The sequence below is a fragment of the Pseudomonas sp. Au-Pse12 genome (assembly GCF_021341665.1).
GTDB lineage: Bacteria > Pseudomonadota > Gammaproteobacteria > Pseudomonadales > Pseudomonadaceae > Aquipseudomonas.
Window position 1 is genome coordinate 177,228 of record NZ_JAJTTH010000003.1, and the last position, 15,727, is coordinate 192,954.

Annotated in this window: 14 protein-coding genes; 6 read left to right on the forward strand and 8 right to left on the reverse strand. The window is 62.0% G+C overall.

Going from position 1 to position 15,727, the window contains the following annotated elements; genetic code table 11:
* Positions 1-147: 147 nt before the first annotated feature.
* On the reverse strand, positions 148-1,224 hold the full coding sequence (gene mtnA / locus LXM55_RS09130; protein WP_233320093.1) for an S-methyl-5-thioribose-1-phosphate isomerase: 1,077 nt from the start codon (positions 1,222-1,224) through the stop codon (positions 148-150).
* 108 nt (positions 1,225-1,332) lie between these two features.
* Here mtnA and LXM55_RS09135 point away from each other — a divergent pair, with 108 nt between their 5' ends.
* The 5 genes from LXM55_RS09135 to LXM55_RS09155 all read left to right on the forward strand — a co-directional run bounded on the left by LXM55_RS09135 (position 1,333) and on the right by LXM55_RS09155 (position 6,194).
* Positions 1,333-2,664, forward strand: coding sequence for a TRZ/ATZ family hydrolase (locus LXM55_RS09135; protein ID WP_233320094.1), 1,332 nt, complete (start codon positions 1,333-1,335; stop codon positions 2,662-2,664).
* Positions 2,665-2,726: 62 nt separating this feature from the next.
* On the forward strand, positions 2,727-3,425 hold the full coding sequence (gene ubiG / locus LXM55_RS09140) for a bifunctional 2-polyprenyl-6-hydroxyphenol methylase/3-demethylubiquinol 3-O-methyltransferase UbiG (RefSeq protein ID WP_233320095.1): 699 nt from the start codon (positions 2,727-2,729) through the stop codon (positions 3,423-3,425).
* 3 nt (positions 3,426-3,428) lie between these two features.
* On the forward strand, positions 3,429-4,100 hold the full coding sequence (gene mupP, locus LXM55_RS09145) for an N-acetylmuramic acid 6-phosphate phosphatase MupP (protein WP_233320096.1): 672 nt from the start codon (positions 3,429-3,431) through the stop codon (positions 4,098-4,100).
* 56 nt (positions 4,101-4,156) lie between these two features.
* The gene (locus LXM55_RS09150) at positions 4,157-4,897 is read left to right on the forward strand and encodes a YciK family oxidoreductase (protein ID WP_233320097.1); all 741 of its coding nucleotides are present in this window, start codon (positions 4,157-4,159) and stop codon (positions 4,895-4,897) included.
* Positions 4,898-5,267: 370 nt separating this feature from the next.
* Positions 5,268-6,194 (forward strand): GGDEF domain-containing protein, encoded by a 927-nt coding sequence (locus LXM55_RS09155; protein ID WP_233320098.1) that lies wholly within the window; start codon positions 5,268-5,270, stop codon positions 6,192-6,194.
* Between the two features lie 96 nt (positions 6,195-6,290).
* Here LXM55_RS09155 and LXM55_RS09160 read toward each other — a convergent pair whose 3' ends face one another.
* The 7 genes from LXM55_RS09160 to LXM55_RS09190 all read right to left on the reverse strand — a co-directional run bounded on the left by LXM55_RS09160 (position 6,291) and on the right by LXM55_RS09190 (position 14,113).
* Positions 6,291-7,043 carry an iron-containing redox enzyme family protein gene (locus LXM55_RS09160; protein WP_267924291.1) on the reverse strand — a complete coding sequence of 251 codons (753 nt, stop codon included), beginning with the start codon at positions 7,041-7,043 and terminating at the stop codon, positions 6,291-6,293.
* 77 nt (positions 7,044-7,120) lie between these two features.
* On the reverse strand, positions 7,121-9,580 hold the full coding sequence (locus LXM55_RS09165) for an EAL domain-containing protein (protein WP_233320100.1): 2,460 nt from the start codon (positions 9,578-9,580) through the stop codon (positions 7,121-7,123).
* Between the two features lie 207 nt (positions 9,581-9,787).
* A complete protein-coding gene (locus tag LXM55_RS09170) occupies positions 9,788-11,569 on the reverse strand; it encodes an ABC transporter ATP-binding protein (protein ID WP_442799752.1) in 1,782 nt (593 codons plus the stop codon).
* A 31-nt stretch (positions 11,570-11,600) separates the two neighbouring features.
* Entirely contained in the window at positions 11,601-12,203 is a 603-nt protein-coding gene (locus tag LXM55_RS09175) for a DsbA family protein (protein ID WP_233320507.1), read from the reverse strand.
* Between the two features lie 36 nt (positions 12,204-12,239).
* Positions 12,240-13,181, reverse strand: a complete 942-nt coding sequence (gene trhO / locus LXM55_RS09180) for an oxygen-dependent tRNA uridine(34) hydroxylase TrhO (RefSeq protein WP_233320102.1) — start codon at positions 13,179-13,181, stop codon at positions 12,240-12,242.
* A 104-nt stretch (positions 13,182-13,285) separates the two neighbouring features.
* Complete coding sequence (locus tag LXM55_RS09185; protein ID WP_047305565.1) at positions 13,286-13,585, reverse strand: BolA family protein; 300 nt, start codon at positions 13,583-13,585, stop codon at positions 13,286-13,288.
* Between the two features lie 12 nt (positions 13,586-13,597).
* On the reverse strand, positions 13,598-14,113 hold the full coding sequence (locus LXM55_RS09190) for a DUF2059 domain-containing protein (RefSeq protein WP_042940787.1): 516 nt from the start codon (positions 14,111-14,113) through the stop codon (positions 13,598-13,600).
* 193 nt (positions 14,114-14,306) lie between these two features.
* On the opposite strand from LXM55_RS09190, the gene LXM55_RS09195 reads away from it, so the two are divergent.
* Positions 14,307-15,701: a class II fumarate hydratase gene (locus tag LXM55_RS09195; protein ID WP_233320103.1), complete on the forward strand. Its 1,395-nt coding sequence runs from the start codon at positions 14,307-14,309 to the stop codon at positions 15,699-15,701.
* Positions 15,702-15,727: the final 26 nt, after the last annotated feature.

Below are 15,727 nucleotides of genomic sequence, written 5' to 3' on the forward strand. Positions count from 1 at the left end.
CGCGCATGGAGCATAGTTAGTTGACCGGTGACAGGCTGATAAGAGACGAGAGAAGCTCAGAGGCAAAATTCGCACACAATTAAGTGTTTTTTACTGACTTGGCAGCTTTCGCGGGAAGCCATCGACGACAGCTCGCCCGCACGCCCGTCAATGCAACCGCTTGCGGCACATCAATTGCGCCATCTTGGCCGCGTCCGGGCGCTCGACAACCCCCTTCTCGGTGACGATGGCATCGATCAGGTCCGCCGGCGTGACATCAAACAGCGGATTGCAGCCCGCTATCCCCTCACCCATGCGCCGACCCGCAATCTCCAGCAACTCCTCGCCCGCACACTCCTCGCAAGGAATGTCCTCACCACTGGCAAGGCTCATGTCGATGCTCGAACTGGGCGCTACAACCATGAAGCGAACACCGTGGTGCATGGCATTGACCGCCAACTGATAAGTGCCGATCCGGTTTGCCACATCGCCGTTGGCACTGATTCGCTCCGCACCCACCACGACCCAGGTCACCCCCTTGGTCTTCATGAGGTGTGCAGCGGCCGCATCCACATTCACAGTCACCGGAATCCCCTCTCCGGCCAGCTCCCAGGCCGTCAGGCGCGAACCCTGTAACCGGGGACGGGTTTCATCGACATAGACCTGCTCCACCATGCCCTCCAGCCAGGCGGCGCGAATCACCCCCAGGGCCGTGCCGAAACCGCCAGTGGCCAGAGCGCCAGTATTGCCGTGAGTCAGCAAGGCCTGTGGGTTGCCCTGATGCCGGCGGATCAGGTCCACCCCCAACTGAGCCATATTCAAGTTGGCTTCGCGATCGCTCTCGTGAATGGCCTGGGCCTCGGCCTCAAGCGCCGCCAACGGGTCTGCCTGCTCCTTGACCCGCGCCAGGCGCTCGCGCATGCGGCCCAGAGCCCAGGACAGATTCACCGCGACGGGAGAGGAGCCGGCCAGCAAGGTGAAATCCTCTTCCAGCGCGACGAACCAATCCCCCCCTGCGGCAAGACGTGCCCGGGCAGCCAGGACCACTCCATAAGCCGCGCAAATACCGACGGCCGGCGCTCCGCACACCACCATCGAGCGGATCGCCTCGGCCACTGCCGCGGCACTGTCATAGGCGATCCAGGACTCCTCGAAGGGCAGGGCTCGCTGATCGAGCAGATACAGAGTGCTATCCCGCCATTCAATGGCCTTGACCTTCTCCGCAGCCAACAGACGATCGCGCATCCCTCACCCCGCACTCATGAACAAAAGCCGCCGATTATAGCGATCCCCCTGCCTGGACGCTCGGGTATACTTCGCCATCCTTTTATATACGTCCTGGACCGATATTCGATGCCGAACCGCAACGTTGCGCTCGACTTGTTGCTGTTACCGACCTGGTTGGTGCCGGTAGAGCCCGCCGGTGTCGTCCTCAGGGAACATGCCCTGGGCATTCGCGACGGCCGCATCGTATTCATCGGTCCGCGCGCCGAGGCCTTGAAGTACCAGGCCAGCGAAACCCGCGAACTGCCCGACACGCTGCTCTGCCCCGGCCTGATCAACGCCCACGGGCACGCGGCCATGACCCTGTTTCGCGGCCTGGCCGACGACCTGCCGCTGATGACCTGGCTGGAAAAGCATATCTGGCCCGCCGAAGCCCGGTGGGTGGATGAAGCCTTCGTCCGTGACGGCACCGACCTGGCCATCGCCGAACAGCTCAAGGGCGGCATCACCTGCTTCTCGGACATGTACTTCTTTCCGAAAGTTGCCAGCGAAAGGGTGCACAACAGCGGCATGCGGGCACAGATCGCCATACCGGTCCTCGACTTCCCGATTCCCGGCGCCCACAACGCTGACGAGGCCATACGCCAGGGCGTGGAGCTGTTCGGTGACCTCAAGCATCATCCGCGGATCAACATCACCTTCGGGCCTCATGCACCCTACACCGTTGGCGACGAGAACCTGGAAAAAATCCGGGTCATTGCCGAAGAACTCGACGCTTCGATCCACATGCATGTGCATGAAACCGCCCACGAAGTGCAGCAATCGCTGGAGCGGCACGGTGAGCGGCCGCTGGCCCGCCTGGCCCGGCTGGGCCTCCTGGGCCCGCGCTTCCAGGCCGTTCATATGACCCAAATCAGCGATGACGACCTGGCTTTACTGGTAGAAACCAACACCAGCGTCATTCATTGCCCGGAATCCAACCTGAAACTGGCCAGCGGCTTCTGCCCGGTGGAGCGCCTCTGGCAGGCCGGCGTCAACGTCGCCGTGGGCACCGATGGCGCAGCCAGCAACAACGATCTGGACCTGCTGGGAGAAACCCGTACCGCCGCCCTGCTGGCCAAGGCGGTGGCCGGTTCGGCGACAGCCCTGGATGCCCATCGCGCACTTCGCATGGCCACCCTCAACGGCGCCAGAGCCATGGGCCTGGAAAGCGAAGTCGGCTCCCTGGAAATCGGCAAGGCCGCGGACCTGGTGGCCTTCGACCTGTCCGGCCTGGCCCAGCAGCCGATCTACGACCCGGTGTCGCAATTGATCTACGCCACCGGCCGGGACTGCGTGAAACACGTATGGGTCGCCGGCAAGCCGTTGCTGGATGACCGGCGCCTGACACGCCTGGACGAGCAAGCGCTGGGCGATACCGCCCGCAGCTGGGCCCGGCGCATCAGCGGCCACAACCAATAACCCGGGCCTTGAGCGCAGGCTTGAGGCCCAACAGAGATTTTTCTAGCTTTGGAGCATTACCCATGAGCAACGTCGACCACGCTGAAATCGCCAAATTCGAAGCCCTGGCCCATCGCTGGTGGGACCGTGAAAGCGAATTCAAGCCCCTGCACGACATCAATCCGCTGCGAGTCAACTGGATCGACGAACGTGTCGGCCTGGCAGGCAAGAAAGTCCTCGACGTCGGTTGCGGCGGCGGCATCCTCAGCGAGGCCATGGCCCAGCGCGGCGCCAGCGTTACCGGCATCGACATGGGCGAAGCGCCGCTGGCGGTGGCGCAACTGCACCAGCTGGAATCCGGCGTCAACGTCGAATACCGGCAGATCACCGCCGAAGCCCTGGCCGAGGAAATGCCCGAGCAGTTCGACGTCGTCACCTGCCTGGAAATGCTCGAGCACGTGCCCGACCCTTCGTCAGTGATCCGCGCCTGCTTCCGCATGGTCAAGCCTGGCGGCCAGGTGTTCTTCTCCACCATCAACCGCAACCCCAAGGCCTATCTGTTCGCCATCATCGGCGCGGAATACATCATGAAGCTGCTGCCGCGCGGCACCCACGACTTCAAGAAATTCATCCGCCCCTCGGAACTTGGCGCCTGGAGCCGCTCCGCTGGCCTGACCGTCAAGGACATCATCGGCCTGACCTACAACCCGCTGACCAAACACTACAAGCTGGCCGCGGACGTGGACGTCAACTACATGATCCAGACCCTGCGAGAGGAGTAAGACATGGCTATCAGAGCCGTTCTTTTCGACATGGATGGCACCCTGCTCGACACCGCCCCGGACTTCATCGCGGTCTGCCAGGGCATGCGCCGTGATCGCGGCCTGTCGCCCATCGCCGACCAGCACATTCGCGACGAAGTCTCCGGCGGCGCCAAGGCCATGGTGGCGGTGACGTTCGCCATGGATCCGGAGTCCCCGGGGTTCGAGGAGTTGCGCCTGGAGTTTCTCGAGCGCTACCTCAAGCACTGCGCCGTGCACAGCAAACTCTTCGACGGCATGGGCGAACTGCTGGCAGACATCGAAAAGGCCAATCTGATCTGGGGCGTGGTCACCAACAAGCCTCTGCGCTTCGCCGAACCGATCATGCAGCAACTGGGGCTGGCCGAGCGCTCGGCGCTACTGATCTGCCCCGATCACGTCAAAAACAGCAAGCCCGATCCCGAGCCGTTAATCCTGGCGTGCAAGATGCTCGACCTGGACCCGTCCACTGTGCTCTTCGTCGGCGACGACCTGCGCGATATCGAGTCCGGCCGCGATGCCGGCACCAGGACCGCCGCCGTGACTTACGGCTATATCCACCCGGACGACAATCCCCGGCACTGGGGCGCCGACGTGGTGGTCAATCACCCACTGGAACTGCGCCAGGTTCTGGACAACGCGTTGTGCAGTTGCTGAGCAGCGGCACGCCCGGCTAAGCACCGGGGACGCTCCAATTTCTGTTGAGGCCTTTTATGTTTGATTATTCCGCTCGCCCAGAACTGCTCAAGGACCGAGTCATCCTGGTCACCGGAGCCGGTCGCGGTATCGGCGCCGCCGCCGCCAAGACCTTTGCCGCCCATGGCGCCACGGTGCTGCTGCTGGGCAAGACCGAAGCCAACCTGACCGAGGTCTACGACGCCATCGAGGCTGCCGGCCATCCGCAACCTGCGGTGATTCCGTTCAACCTGGAAACCGCCCTGCCGCACCAGTACGACGAACTGGCGGCAATGATCGAAACCGAGTTCGGCCACCTCGACGGCCTGCTGCACAACGCCTCGATCATTGGTCCACGCACGCCGCTGGAACAGCTCTCCGGGGAAAACTTCATGCGCGTGATGCAAGTCAACGTCAACGCCATGTTCATGCTCACCAGCACCTTGCTGCCCCTGCTCAAGCTGTCCCAGGACGCGTCGGTGGTCTTCACCTCCAGCAGCGTCGGCCGCAAGGGCCGGGCCTATTGGGGCGCCTACGGCGTATCGAAGTTCGCCACCGAAGGCCTGATGCAAACCCTGGCCGACGAACTGGATACCGTGGCTCCGGTACGCGCCAACAGCATCAACCCAGGCGCCACCCGCACCAGCATGCGGGCCCAGGCCTACCCGGGTGAAAACCCGAGCAACAACCCAACCCCGGAAGAAATCATGCCGGTCTACCTGTACCTGATGGGACCGGACAGCACCGGAATCAGCGGCCAGGCCTTCAACGCGCAGTAAACCCCTCCCGTTCGTCGCGACGGAATACCGTCGCGGCGCCTCGGCACAGCCCGCTCCCCATGGGTTTCAAGCCAAACAAATGTCAGTTGCCCTGCGAGCCTCTTCAAGCGGAAATCCAAGCGACTGAATTCAAACAAGTTTTACCTAGCCTGAACTGAATGGCACGAGTTTCGCTCTAAGGGAACTCAAGACACAGTGCATTGACGCTGTGGAAAACGGTTTGCGCTGAGGGCTTTATAGCCAAATGCGAAGCGGCCTAAAATATGCGCGATTGTCCTACGGGACTGATGGAACAGTATGACGCGCAGCTCTGAGCCGCTCTCACCCAGGCAGTAAGACCGTACACAGCGCTCAGGGGGCTCAAGCTCAGATGAAAACACCGACCCAGACCAACGCAATTGACTTCGACAGCGCCAAATTGCAGCGCCTGGGCTTTGGCCAGCAGTCGCCACTGATCAAACAGCCCGTCAGCCTCGCGCAGTTGCGCCAACAGCTGGGCCTGCAATTGCAGACCAGCCTTGAGCCGCAACGCATCCTTGGCCTGTTCTTTCGTGAAGTGCAGCGCCTGGTTCCCCTTGATGCCCTGCATTACCAGCACGCCCCAAGCGACCTGCGCCTGGAGTTCGGCCAGCGCGGCCACCACTCCATCAGCTACAGCCTGAGCCACGAAGGCGAACCGATGGGTGAACTGGTCTTTCGCCGCAACCAACGCTTCAGCGAAACAGAACAAGGCTCCCTGGAGTCGTTGCTGTCGACCCTGCTGTATCCGATGCGCAACGCTCTGTTGTATCGCGCCGCCACCCGCAGCGCCCTGAGAGATCCGCTGACCGATACCGGCAACCGCATCGCCATGGATCAAACCCTGCAGCGAGAAATCGAAATGGCTCGTCGCCACTTGCTGCCCCTGTCGTTGCTGATGCTGGATATCGATCACTTCAAGCGCATCAACGACAACCATGGTCACAGCGCTGGCGATGAGGTGCTCAAGGCCGTTGCCGCTGCAATCAAAGGGCAATTGCGTAACGTCGACATGGTGTTTCGCTTTGGTGGGGAAGAGTTCCTGATCCTGCTGTCCAACACCGGGCGCGAAGCCGCGGCCATGGTCGGCGAACGCCTGCGGCACGCTGCGCAAGCCCAGGACTATCGGGCTGATGGCCAGTTGATCGAGCTCACGGTAAGCCTGGGTTGTTCGACGCTGTTACCGGGAGAATCTGCAGAGAGCCTGTTACGGCGGGCTGACAGCGCGCTGTACGTGGCCAAGCGCGAAGGACGTAACCGCCTGGCAATGGCGGGCTGAGCACTAGGTTGCGCCCTGCCCCGTTGATTCACGGGCAACCCCATCGCCACACACGCCAAGCGTGCGTAGCAATCGAAGCGCCCGCGATCCCCTGACTCAGCCCTCAGCCAGTGCGAGACGCTCGCGGGTCACCATGGTCTTTTCCTGTTGCATGCAGCGCTCCAGGAACAGGTACATATAGTCATAACTCTTGCAGATAGCCTGACGCAGCTCGACCTGCAGGGCCTTGCTCGGGTTCAATCCCGCCAGGGTGACGATGATCTCCAGCGCTTCCCACGGATGGGCGTCATCGTACTGGGCGTGCATCTTCAGCCACTTCATGGCGCGCTTGCGATCCTCTTCCGGGAAAGCCGCGGCGTAGATACCGCTGGAACACACCAGCGCCGACCATTCCCCGGTGGCCCCTTCGATGGCGTAGTTGGTGGCGGCGATGGCCACGATCAGCGAATCCGCAGAACTGGTATGCCAGCACCAGTGACTCAGGGCATGCAATTCAGGCGGCACTTGCTGTGCCTGCAGGTCTTCCAGGGTCACGCCATGGGCCCGACTCCAGTGCACCCAGTAATCGGCATGATTGAGTTCGACCCGAATATTGCGCATCAGCCAACGACGTGCCATGTCCTCGCCGGGATGGCGGGCAAAGCGAGTCTTGGTCAGGTTCTGCGCCATGTAGAGGGCAAACTGTTCAACCACCGGCCAGCCACCAATCAGGTACTGACGCATGACTTTGGCACTGAGTTTGTTATCGCGCATGCGTTGGTACAGCTCATGCTCCACAACGCGGCGCTTGCTCTCGCTGCAGTCCTGGATCAATTGCTGGGTCCAGGCGGGGTAACTGGCAGCTTCCATGAGCGGGCCGGTTCGGCTGAATGTGTCGATCACTGTCGGGCTCCTTTTGATTGTGATGTACGGATCCAAAAGAGGTTTCAACGGAACGTACCGGGCGCCTTGAACAACAGTGGCTGCGGTCGAACGGGCCGACATTGCAGGCTGTCACAGGTAAACAATTGCGGGCGTTCAATAATGTAGCCTTGAGCATAATCCACGCCGATCTCAAGCAAGGCCTGCTCGATCTGCGGTGTTTCAACAAACTCGGCAATCGTGCGCTTACCCATGACATGCCCGATGTGGTTGATCACCTCGACCATGGCGCGGTTAATCGGGTCGTCCAGCATATCCTTTACGAAACTTCCATCGATCTTGAGGAAGTCTACAGGCAAATGTTTGAGATAAGCGAACGACGACATTCCCGCACAAAAATCATCCAGGGAAAAATGGCAACCCAAGCCCTTGAGTTCGTTGATGAAACGGATTGCGCTGCCTAAATTGGCAATTGCACTGGTTTCAGTAATTTCAAAGCAGATCAGTTTCGGTGGTATGCCATAGGCGACGAACTGCTCGCGCAGGAAGTCGAGGAACTCATCATCACCAATGGTGATGCCGGACAGGTTGATCGCGCACATGGCCATCGGCCCTTCGCGCCCCTCGGCAATGCACTGGGCGATGACCTTGAAGACGTTCTGCACCACCCAACGGTCCAGGGACGTCATCAAGCCATAACGCTCCGCCGCCGGGATGAAACTGTCCGGCAGGATCATCCGGCCGGCCTCGTCATGCAGACGCAGGAGAATCTCCACATGCCCGCCGTCGCGCTCGACATGCCCCAGGGCGGTGATTTCCTGGGCATATAGGCAGAAGCGGTTTTCCTCCAGGGCCATGTGCAAACGCTGGACCCAGGCCATCTCGCCGAAGCGCAACGACAGCTCCGAATCGTCGGCGTGGTAGACCTGCACCCGGTTGCGGCCCTTTTCCTTGGCCATGTAGCAGGCCATGTCCGCGGCCCGCAGCGAAGCTTCAAGGGTGGTCGGGGTCTGAGCGATATGGACCAGCCCAATGCTCACCGTGGTTACGAATGGCCGCCCCTTCCAGACGAAATGCAGATTCTGCACCGTCTGGCGCAACCCTTCGGCAATCTTCTCCGCAGCCTCTGGCGAACAGTTTTCCAGGAGAATGCCGAACTCGTCCCCACCCAGGCGGGCCAGGGTGTCGCCTTCGCGCAGCCCCGATTGCAGCAGCGCGCAGATATGCCGCAGCAACTCGTCTCCGGCGGCGTGGCCACAAGTGTCATTGACCAGCTTGAACTGATCCAGATCCAGGAACATCAGGGCATGCCGGGCCGGCTGGCGGACCAGGCTGTGCAAGGCCTGCTCCAGGCGGAACTCGAACTCCCGGCGGTTGGCCAGGCCGGTCAGCGCATCGTGGGTCGCCTGCCAGGACAGATTGGCGATGTACTGCCGCTCCTGGGTCATGTCGTGCAGCACCAGCACCGTACCGCTAACCTTGCCGGCATTGCGGATCGGCGCGCCCACCAGGGTCACCGAGACCGTGCTGCCATCCAGGCGCTGGATCAACTTGGAATGCTCGCTGCCGCCGCTGAGCTGACCACTGAGAATGTGCTCGATCAGGGTGAAACCGTCGGCCTGGGCATTGTCATCCAGCAGGTTGAACAAGGCCGCCAGGGGCAGTCCCACCGCCTGCTCGGCCTTCCAGCGGGTGAGTTCCTCCGCCGCGGGGTTCATGTAGGCGATGGCGCCTTCAACATCGGTGGTGATTACCCCATCGCCGATGGATTGCAGGGTAATCTGCGCCCGCTCCTTCTCCAGCTGCAGGGCATCGGCAAAGGCATGGCGCTGAGCCAGCAATTTGTGAGTGCGCAGCAGCGCCAGGGCAATCAGGACCAGCGCCGTAGCCAGGTTGGTCACCAGCAACAGCCGCAGGATCACCCGCGATCCCTCGCCCAACGCATCGCTGAACGCCTTGGCGGCAGGAGTGACGCCGTCGTTGATGGCGAAGATCTGCCCCTTCCAGCGCTGCACATCGGCTTCGCTGACAGCGCTGCTGCTGATCCGCTGGTGCATCTCCCGGGCTACGGTATCGAGTTGCAACAGATAACCATCGCCCACGGTCCAGAGATCGATGGCCTTTTCCAGGTAGCTGAAATGACGGAAGTTGAGGTACAGCCAGATCAGGCTGGAAACATCGTCCGGGTGGTTGCCCCCCTTGAGGATGCCCTGGCGCGCCGCCTCCAGGTCCGGCGGCTGGCGATCCAGGGCGACCCGCAACTCATGCCCGCCCTGGGGCACGGCAATTGCGTTCTGATACTTGAGGAATGCACCTTCGTCGCGGCTGTCGGCATACAGGTTGAGGTAGTAGATGGCGTCTTTCTGGCCCTTGGACCACAGGCTTTCACCAGCAACATAGCCGCGCACCGCCGACAGTACGTAAAGGCTGAGGCCGCCCAGCAGCGCTTGAAATAACACGACGGCGATGAAGGGCCAGACAATGCCCAACAATCGCGGCGTTGCGAAAGTCCGCTTTTGCTTCATGAGGGTCCTTGCTTGCGCACTGCCAAGTAGACATCCAGTAGTTTCGCCTCAGACAGCACAGATTAGGCCAATTTCCACAGAACCGGCGCAGGGCCAGGCAACACTGACGCAGGCTGACAGGGGGAAACGGCCGTTCTCTGATGCTGAAACGGTTATTCCACCCGTAAATTCAAGCACTAAGCACAGAAAGCCGAGCAAAACTCAAGGCTATCGAACCTGCTGCAAATGGCCGTACAGCTTGGCGTACAGGCCGCCATCGGCAATCAGTTGCTGATGGTCGCCATCTTCGGCAATCTGCCCGCCATCGAACACCAAAACCCGATCTGCCTGTTTTACCGCCGACAAGCGATGAGCAATGATCAGCGTAGTTCGCCCACGCAGAAAACGCGTCAAGGCCTGGTGCAGGTTGTATTCGGTTGCGGCATCCAGGGCGGACGTGGCCTCATCGAGAATCACCACCTTGGGTTCGGCCAGAACCATGCGTGCAATGGCCAGGCGCTGACGCTGACCGCCGGACAAACGCACGCCGGAGCGCCCCACCACACTGTCCAGCCCTTGCGGCAAGGCCCTGACGGTGGCGTCCAACTGAGCAATTTCCAGAGCCTGCCAACAGGCGTCATCAGTCCGCTCGCGCCCCATGGCCAGGTTGGCGCGAATCGTGTCGTTGAACAGCGCAGGATGCTGCAACACCACCGCCACATTTTCCCGTACGGTCTCCAGGCCGATTTCCTGCTGGGTCGAACCGCCAAAGCGGATCACCCCGGTCTGTGGCGTGTACAGCCCCAGCAGTAACTGCACCAGGGTGCTCTTGCCGCCGCCGCTGGCGCCGACAATGGCCACCTTCTCGCCGGGAGCGATGGACAGGTTCATGTTGTCCAGCACCCGCTCATCCCCATACCCGAAGCTCAGGCCACGCACCTCGATGCCGACCGTCTCGCGCCCCTGGAACGGATCCACACCCGGGCCGTATTGCGGCTCGTCGGCGCGCGCCAGCAACTCGTTGATCCGGCTCAGCGCGCCACCTGCGGCGTAGTAGGCGTACTGCAGGTTCAGCAACTGCTCCACGGGGCCGATCATGAACCACAGGTAGCTGAACACCGCCAGCATCTGGCCAATGGACAGGTCGGAGAACAACACGGTGAGCATCGCCACCGCGCGGAAGATATCGATGCCGAACTGGAACAGCAGCCCACTGGCGCGGCCCGACGCATCGCTTTTCCACTGCGAAGCGACCGCGTAGTCCCGCACTTCCTCCGCGCGCCGCCCCAGGCGCCCGAGAAAGTAACCCTGGCGATTGCTCGCGCGAATTTCCTGGATGGCCTCCAGGGTCTCGGTCAGGGCCTGGGTAAAGCGCGAAGTGCTGTCGTTTTCCAGCTTCTTCAGGTGCTTGACCCGCTTGCCCAACTGCACCGTGGCAAAGATCACCAGCGGGTTGAACAACAGAATCAGCAAGGCCAGCTTCCAGTGCATCCACATCAGAATGCCCGCGGTACCCACCAGGGTCAGCATGGCCACCAGGAAACGGCTGAGGGTTTCACCGACGAACTTGTCCACGGTGTCCAGATCGGTGACCAGGTGCGTGGTCACCGTACCGCCCCCCAGGCTTTCGTACTCGCCCAGGGAAATACGCTTGAGCCGTTCGATCAGGCGCACCCGAATGCGGTAGACGATGTCCTTGGCCAAGCCGGCAAACAGTCGCGCCTGGACCACGTTGAACACCAACGCCGAACAGCGCAGGACCAGGGTCACCAGCAGCATCAGCCCGATGTAGCCGGCAGCGCTCTGCCAGCCCTGGGGCAGGAACCGGTTCATGACCTGCAACGCGGCATCGCCGTGCCCCAGCAGCACCTCATCCACCAGCAAAGGCAGGAGCAAGGGAATCGGCACGCTGCACAGGGTCGCCAGCACGGCAACGCCGTTGGCGATCCACAAGGACTGCTTGTGCTGAAGAGCCAGGCGACGGATTTCCGCCCAGCTCAGGCGATCAATCTGCTTGCCACTGACGCTTGAATCGACCGGCTCAGGCACAGGCGGCGCGCTCCAGCCAACGAGCCAGCAGAGGGGACAGCTCGCTGAGCGGCTGATAGCCGTTGGTCAGCAACGCCAACTGGCCATTGCGTTCCGCCAGCAAGGTCGGAAAACCGGCAATCCCCAGGTCCTGGACCCAGGTGAAATCCGCCGCGGTGGCCGCATGCTGCTCGGCCCGGTCAAAGGCTTCGGCGAACTCGATGCGCGGTACTCCGGCACGCTCCGCCAACTCCACCAGCACGCTGGCCAGGGTGACATCACGGCCTTCGACGTAGAACGCCTGCTGGATCAAGCCCAGCAGGGTCCAGGCGCAGTCCGCCGCCAGGCCGCGCGCGGTGACGATGGCCCGGCACGCCGGCTCGGTGTCGTAGACAAAGCCGTCGGGCAAGGCGCCGTCGAAGCCGAACGGCTGGCCGGTGGCCTGGTGCACCGCCTGCCAGTGCTCGAGGATGTAGCGCCGGGTGTTGGGTTCCAGGGCCGCGCCGCTACCGGTGCGCAAGCCTCCCACCACCAGGTGCACCTCGACCCCGGCGGCCTTGGCCTGCTCTGCCAGGGCCTGGGCCACGGGCGCAAACCCCCAGCACCATGAACACATCGGGTCCATCACATAGAGCAGGCGGGCAGACATGGTTCAAGCCTCGGAAGGTGATTGCTTGTAGTTGTAACCAATCGGATGCGGCAGGTTGCGAGCCTTGGCCAATTCGATCTGCTTCTGCCGATCGATGGCGCTGCGACGGGTTTTCTCGCTCAGTTTGTCCCAGCAATGCGGGCAACTGATACCGGGCACATAGTGCTCGGAGGCGCGATCCTCGACGCTCACCGGAGTGCGGCAGGCATGACATTGATCGTAGTCGCCTTCGCTCAGGTCGTGGCGCACGGTGACCCGGTTATCGAACACGAAGCAGTCGCCCTGCCATTTGCTCTCTTGCTGCGGCACCTCTTCGAGGTATTTGAGAATCCCGCCCTTGAGGTGGAACACCTCGTCGAAACCCTCACTGAGCATGTAGCTCGAAGCCTTCTCGCAACGGATGCCACCGGTGCAGAACATCGCCACTTTCTTGTGCTTGCTGGGGTCGAAGTGGGCTTTGATGTAATCCGGGAACTCACGGAAGCTGGTGGTCTTGGGGTCGATGGCGCCTTCAAAGGTGCCGATGGACACTTCGTAGTCGTTACGGGTGTCGATCAGCAGCACTTCGGGATCGCTGATCAGCGCATTCCAGTCCTGGGGCTCGACATAGGTCCCAACTTTCTTGTTGGGGTCCACGCCGGGCACGCCGAGGGTGACGATCTCTTTCTTGAGCTTGACCTTGGTGCGGTAGAACGGCTGCTCGTCGCAATACGATTCTTTGTGATCGATATCGAGCATGCGCGGATCGTTCTTCAGCCAGGCCAGCAGCCCGTCGATGCCTTCGCGGCTGCCGGAAACCGTGCCATTGATGCCTTCTTCGGCGATCAGCAAGGTGCCCTTGATGCCGTTATCGAGCATCGCTTGCAGCAGGGGCTCGCGCAGGTTGACGTAATCTTCGAGGGTGACGAACTTGTACAGTGCCGCCACGACAATCGGTTGTGTCATGGGAAATCTCTCCAGGTGGCTACCCTCGTAAAGGGTGAACCGGATGCAAAAAAAAACGCGCCGGCTTGAGCGGCGCGTTGCGGATTCTATCAAAAAAACCGCGATTAATGCTTGCTGCCCCCGGCGCAGGTCGGCGAAGCCGGAGCCACACCGATCTTCGACCACTCCTCGGGCGTGTAGGTGTGCAACGCCAACGCATGGAACTGGCCCATCAGCTCACCCAGGGTGGCGTAGACCTTCTGATGGCGCTTGACGCTGTTGAGGCCGGCGAACTGCTCGCTGACCAGTACCGCCTTGAAGTGGGTTTCCAGGCCACGGCTGTGCATGTGGCTTTCATCCAGCACTTGCAGGTGCTCGGGCTGCAATGCCCCGAGCGCCGCTTCGATACGTTGTTGCATGGTCATTGCGGGCTCCGCTTACTTCTTCTTCGCCGGGGCAGCCTTGGGCTCGAGCTCGGCGGTCATGTCGGCCAGCAGCTTGTTCACTACCGGTACCGCGCTTTCCAGCTTGGCCTGGGTCATCTGCGCCGATTGCTGGGTCAGCTGGGGCATTTTTTCCAGGACTTTCTTGCCCAGTGGCGACTGGTAGAACGCGACCAGGTCCTTGAGCTCGGACTCGCTGAAGTTGCTGGTGTAGAGCTTGACCATGTCCGGCTTCAGCTTGTTCCAGCCAATGGCCTGGTCAAGGGCGGCGTTGGCCTTGGCCTGGTAGGTTTCCAGCAGGGCGCGCTTGGACTCCGGGGCTTTGGTCTGTTCAAAACGCTGGGCGAACATTTGCTGGACTTGCATGTACACCGGGGTACCGAGCTTGTCCGCATGGGCCAGGGTCAGGAAGGCCTCGGCACTGGCGTTGTGGCTGGCGGTATCGGCAAGAACCTGGCCGCTGGCACACACCAGAACAACCGCGGTACAGATGGCACGAAAACGGGTCATCGAGTTTCCTTTATCTAGCAGGCGAGGTAGAACCCCAAGGGCGCTCATTCTGCGCCTATTAATCCGCGTCCCTCAACCCCACGCCGACCGGCTCCCGGTTTTGCCCGGTGACGGCAGGGAAAAACCCCTGGCACGGAACCCGAGCCACGGATCAAGGCCTAAACTGGCCTGTCAGACTAGGAGGATTGCCACGATGAATCGAATCGAAACCGACAGCCTGGGCCCGGTTGAAGTCCCACAGCAAGCCTATTGGGGCGCACAGACCCAACGTTCGCTGGTCAACTTCGCCATCGGCAACGAACGCATGCCCCTGGCGGTACTGCATGCCCTGGCCCTGATCAAGAAGGCCGCTGCACGGGTCAACGATCGCAACGGCGACGTTCCCGCCGACATCGCCCGGCTGATCGAACAGGCCGCCGACGAAGTGCTGGCGGGCGAGCATGACGACCAGTTCCCGCTGGTGGTCTGGCAGACCGGCAGCGGCACCCAGAGCAACATGAACGTCAACGAAGTACTGGCCGGACGCGCCAACGAGCTGGCGGGCAACCCCCGGGGCGGCAAGACGCCGGTGCACCCCAACGACCACGTCAACCGCTCGCAAAGCTCCAACGACTGTTTTCCCACCGCCATGCACATCGCCACCGCCCAGGCCGTGCAGTTCCAACTGCTGCCGGCGATCACCGAGCTGTCTGGGGGCCTGGCCGAACTGTCGGCGCGCCACATGAAACTGGTGAAGACCGGACGCACCCACATGATGGATGCCACGCCCATCACCTTCGGCCAGGAAATTTCCGCCTTCATCGCCCAACTGGGCTACGCCGAGCGCGCTATCCGCAGTGCCTTGCCAGCAGTCTGCGAACTGGCCCAGGGTGGCACCGCGGTGGGCACCGGGCTGAATTCGCCCCACGGCTTCGGCGAAGCCATCGCCGCCGAGCTGGCAGCGCTCTCGGGCCTGCCCTTCGTCACGGCGCCGAACAAGTTTGCCGCCCTGGCCGGCCATGAGCCGCTGACCAGCCTTTCCGGCGCCCTGAAAACCCTCGCCGTGTGCCTGATGAAGATCGCCAACGACCTGCGCCTGCTGGGCTCCGGGCCAAGGGCAGGCCTGGCCGAAGTCAAGCTGCCGGCCAACGAGCCGGGCAGCTCGATCATGCCCGGCAAGGTCAACCCGACCCAATGCGAAGCCCTGTCGATGCTGGCCTGCCAGGTGATGGGCAACGACGTGGCGATCGGCTTTGCCGCCAGCCAGGGCCACCTGCAACTGAACGTGTTCAAGCCGGTGATCATCCACAACCTGCTGCAATCGATCCGCCTGCTGGCCGACGGCTGCAGCAACTTCCAGCAGCACTGCATCGCCGGGCTGGAACCTGACCCACAGCAGATGGCCGCGCACCTGGAACGCGGGTTGATGCTGGTGACCGCGCTGAACACCCACATCGGCTACGACAAGGCCGCCGAGATCGCCAAGAAGGCCTACGCCGAAAACCTGACCCTGCGCGAAGCGGCGCTGGAGCTGGGCTACCTGACCGATGAGCAGTTCGATGCCTGGGTCCGCCCGGAGAACATGCTGGAGGCCGGAAAGCAGGGTTAGCGCGGCGTCTTTTACGCTGGCCAGCC

What these genes read in the sequence shown, in the direction of transcription:
- mtnA (WP_233320093.1), bottom strand. Translation starts at nt 1,224, where the DNA reads ATGCGCGATCGTCTGTTGGCTGCGGAGAAGGTCAAGGCCATTGAATGG.
- LXM55_RS09135 (WP_233320094.1), top strand. Translation starts at nt 1,333, where the DNA reads ATGCCGAACCGCAACGTTGCGCTCGACTTGTTGCTGTTACCGACCTGG.
- ubiG (WP_233320095.1), top strand. Translation starts at nt 2,727, where the DNA reads ATGAGCAACGTCGACCACGCTGAAATCGCCAAATTCGAAGCCCTGGCC.
- mupP (WP_233320096.1), top strand. Translation starts at nt 3,429, where the DNA reads ATGGCTATCAGAGCCGTTCTTTTCGACATGGATGGCACCCTGCTCGAC.
- LXM55_RS09150 (WP_233320097.1), top strand. Translation starts at nt 4,157, where the DNA reads ATGTTTGATTATTCCGCTCGCCCAGAACTGCTCAAGGACCGAGTCATC.
- LXM55_RS09155 (WP_233320098.1), top strand. Translation starts at nt 5,268, where the DNA reads ATGAAAACACCGACCCAGACCAACGCAATTGACTTCGACAGCGCCAAA.
- LXM55_RS09160 (WP_267924291.1), bottom strand. Translation starts at nt 7,043, where the DNA reads ATGGAAGCTGCCAGTTACCCCGCCTGGACCCAGCAATTGATCCAGGAC.
- LXM55_RS09165 (WP_233320100.1), bottom strand. Translation starts at nt 9,580, where the DNA reads ATGAAGCAAAAGCGGACTTTCGCAACGCCGCGATTGTTGGGCATTGTC.
- LXM55_RS09175 (WP_233320507.1), bottom strand. Translation starts at nt 12,203, where the DNA reads ATGTGTTCATGGTGCTGGGGGTTTGCGCCCGTGGCCCAGGCCCTGGCA.
- trhO (WP_233320102.1), bottom strand. Translation starts at nt 13,181, where the DNA reads ATGACACAACCGATTGTCGTGGCGGCACTGTACAAGTTCGTCACCCTC.
- LXM55_RS09185 (WP_047305565.1), bottom strand. Translation starts at nt 13,585, where the DNA reads ATGACCATGCAACAACGTATCGAAGCGGCGCTCGGGGCATTGCAGCCC.
- LXM55_RS09190 (WP_042940787.1), bottom strand. Translation starts at nt 14,113, where the DNA reads ATGACCCGTTTTCGTGCCATCTGTACCGCGGTTGTTCTGGTGTGTGCC.
- LXM55_RS09195 (WP_233320103.1), top strand. Translation starts at nt 14,307, where the DNA reads ATGAATCGAATCGAAACCGACAGCCTGGGCCCGGTTGAAGTCCCACAG.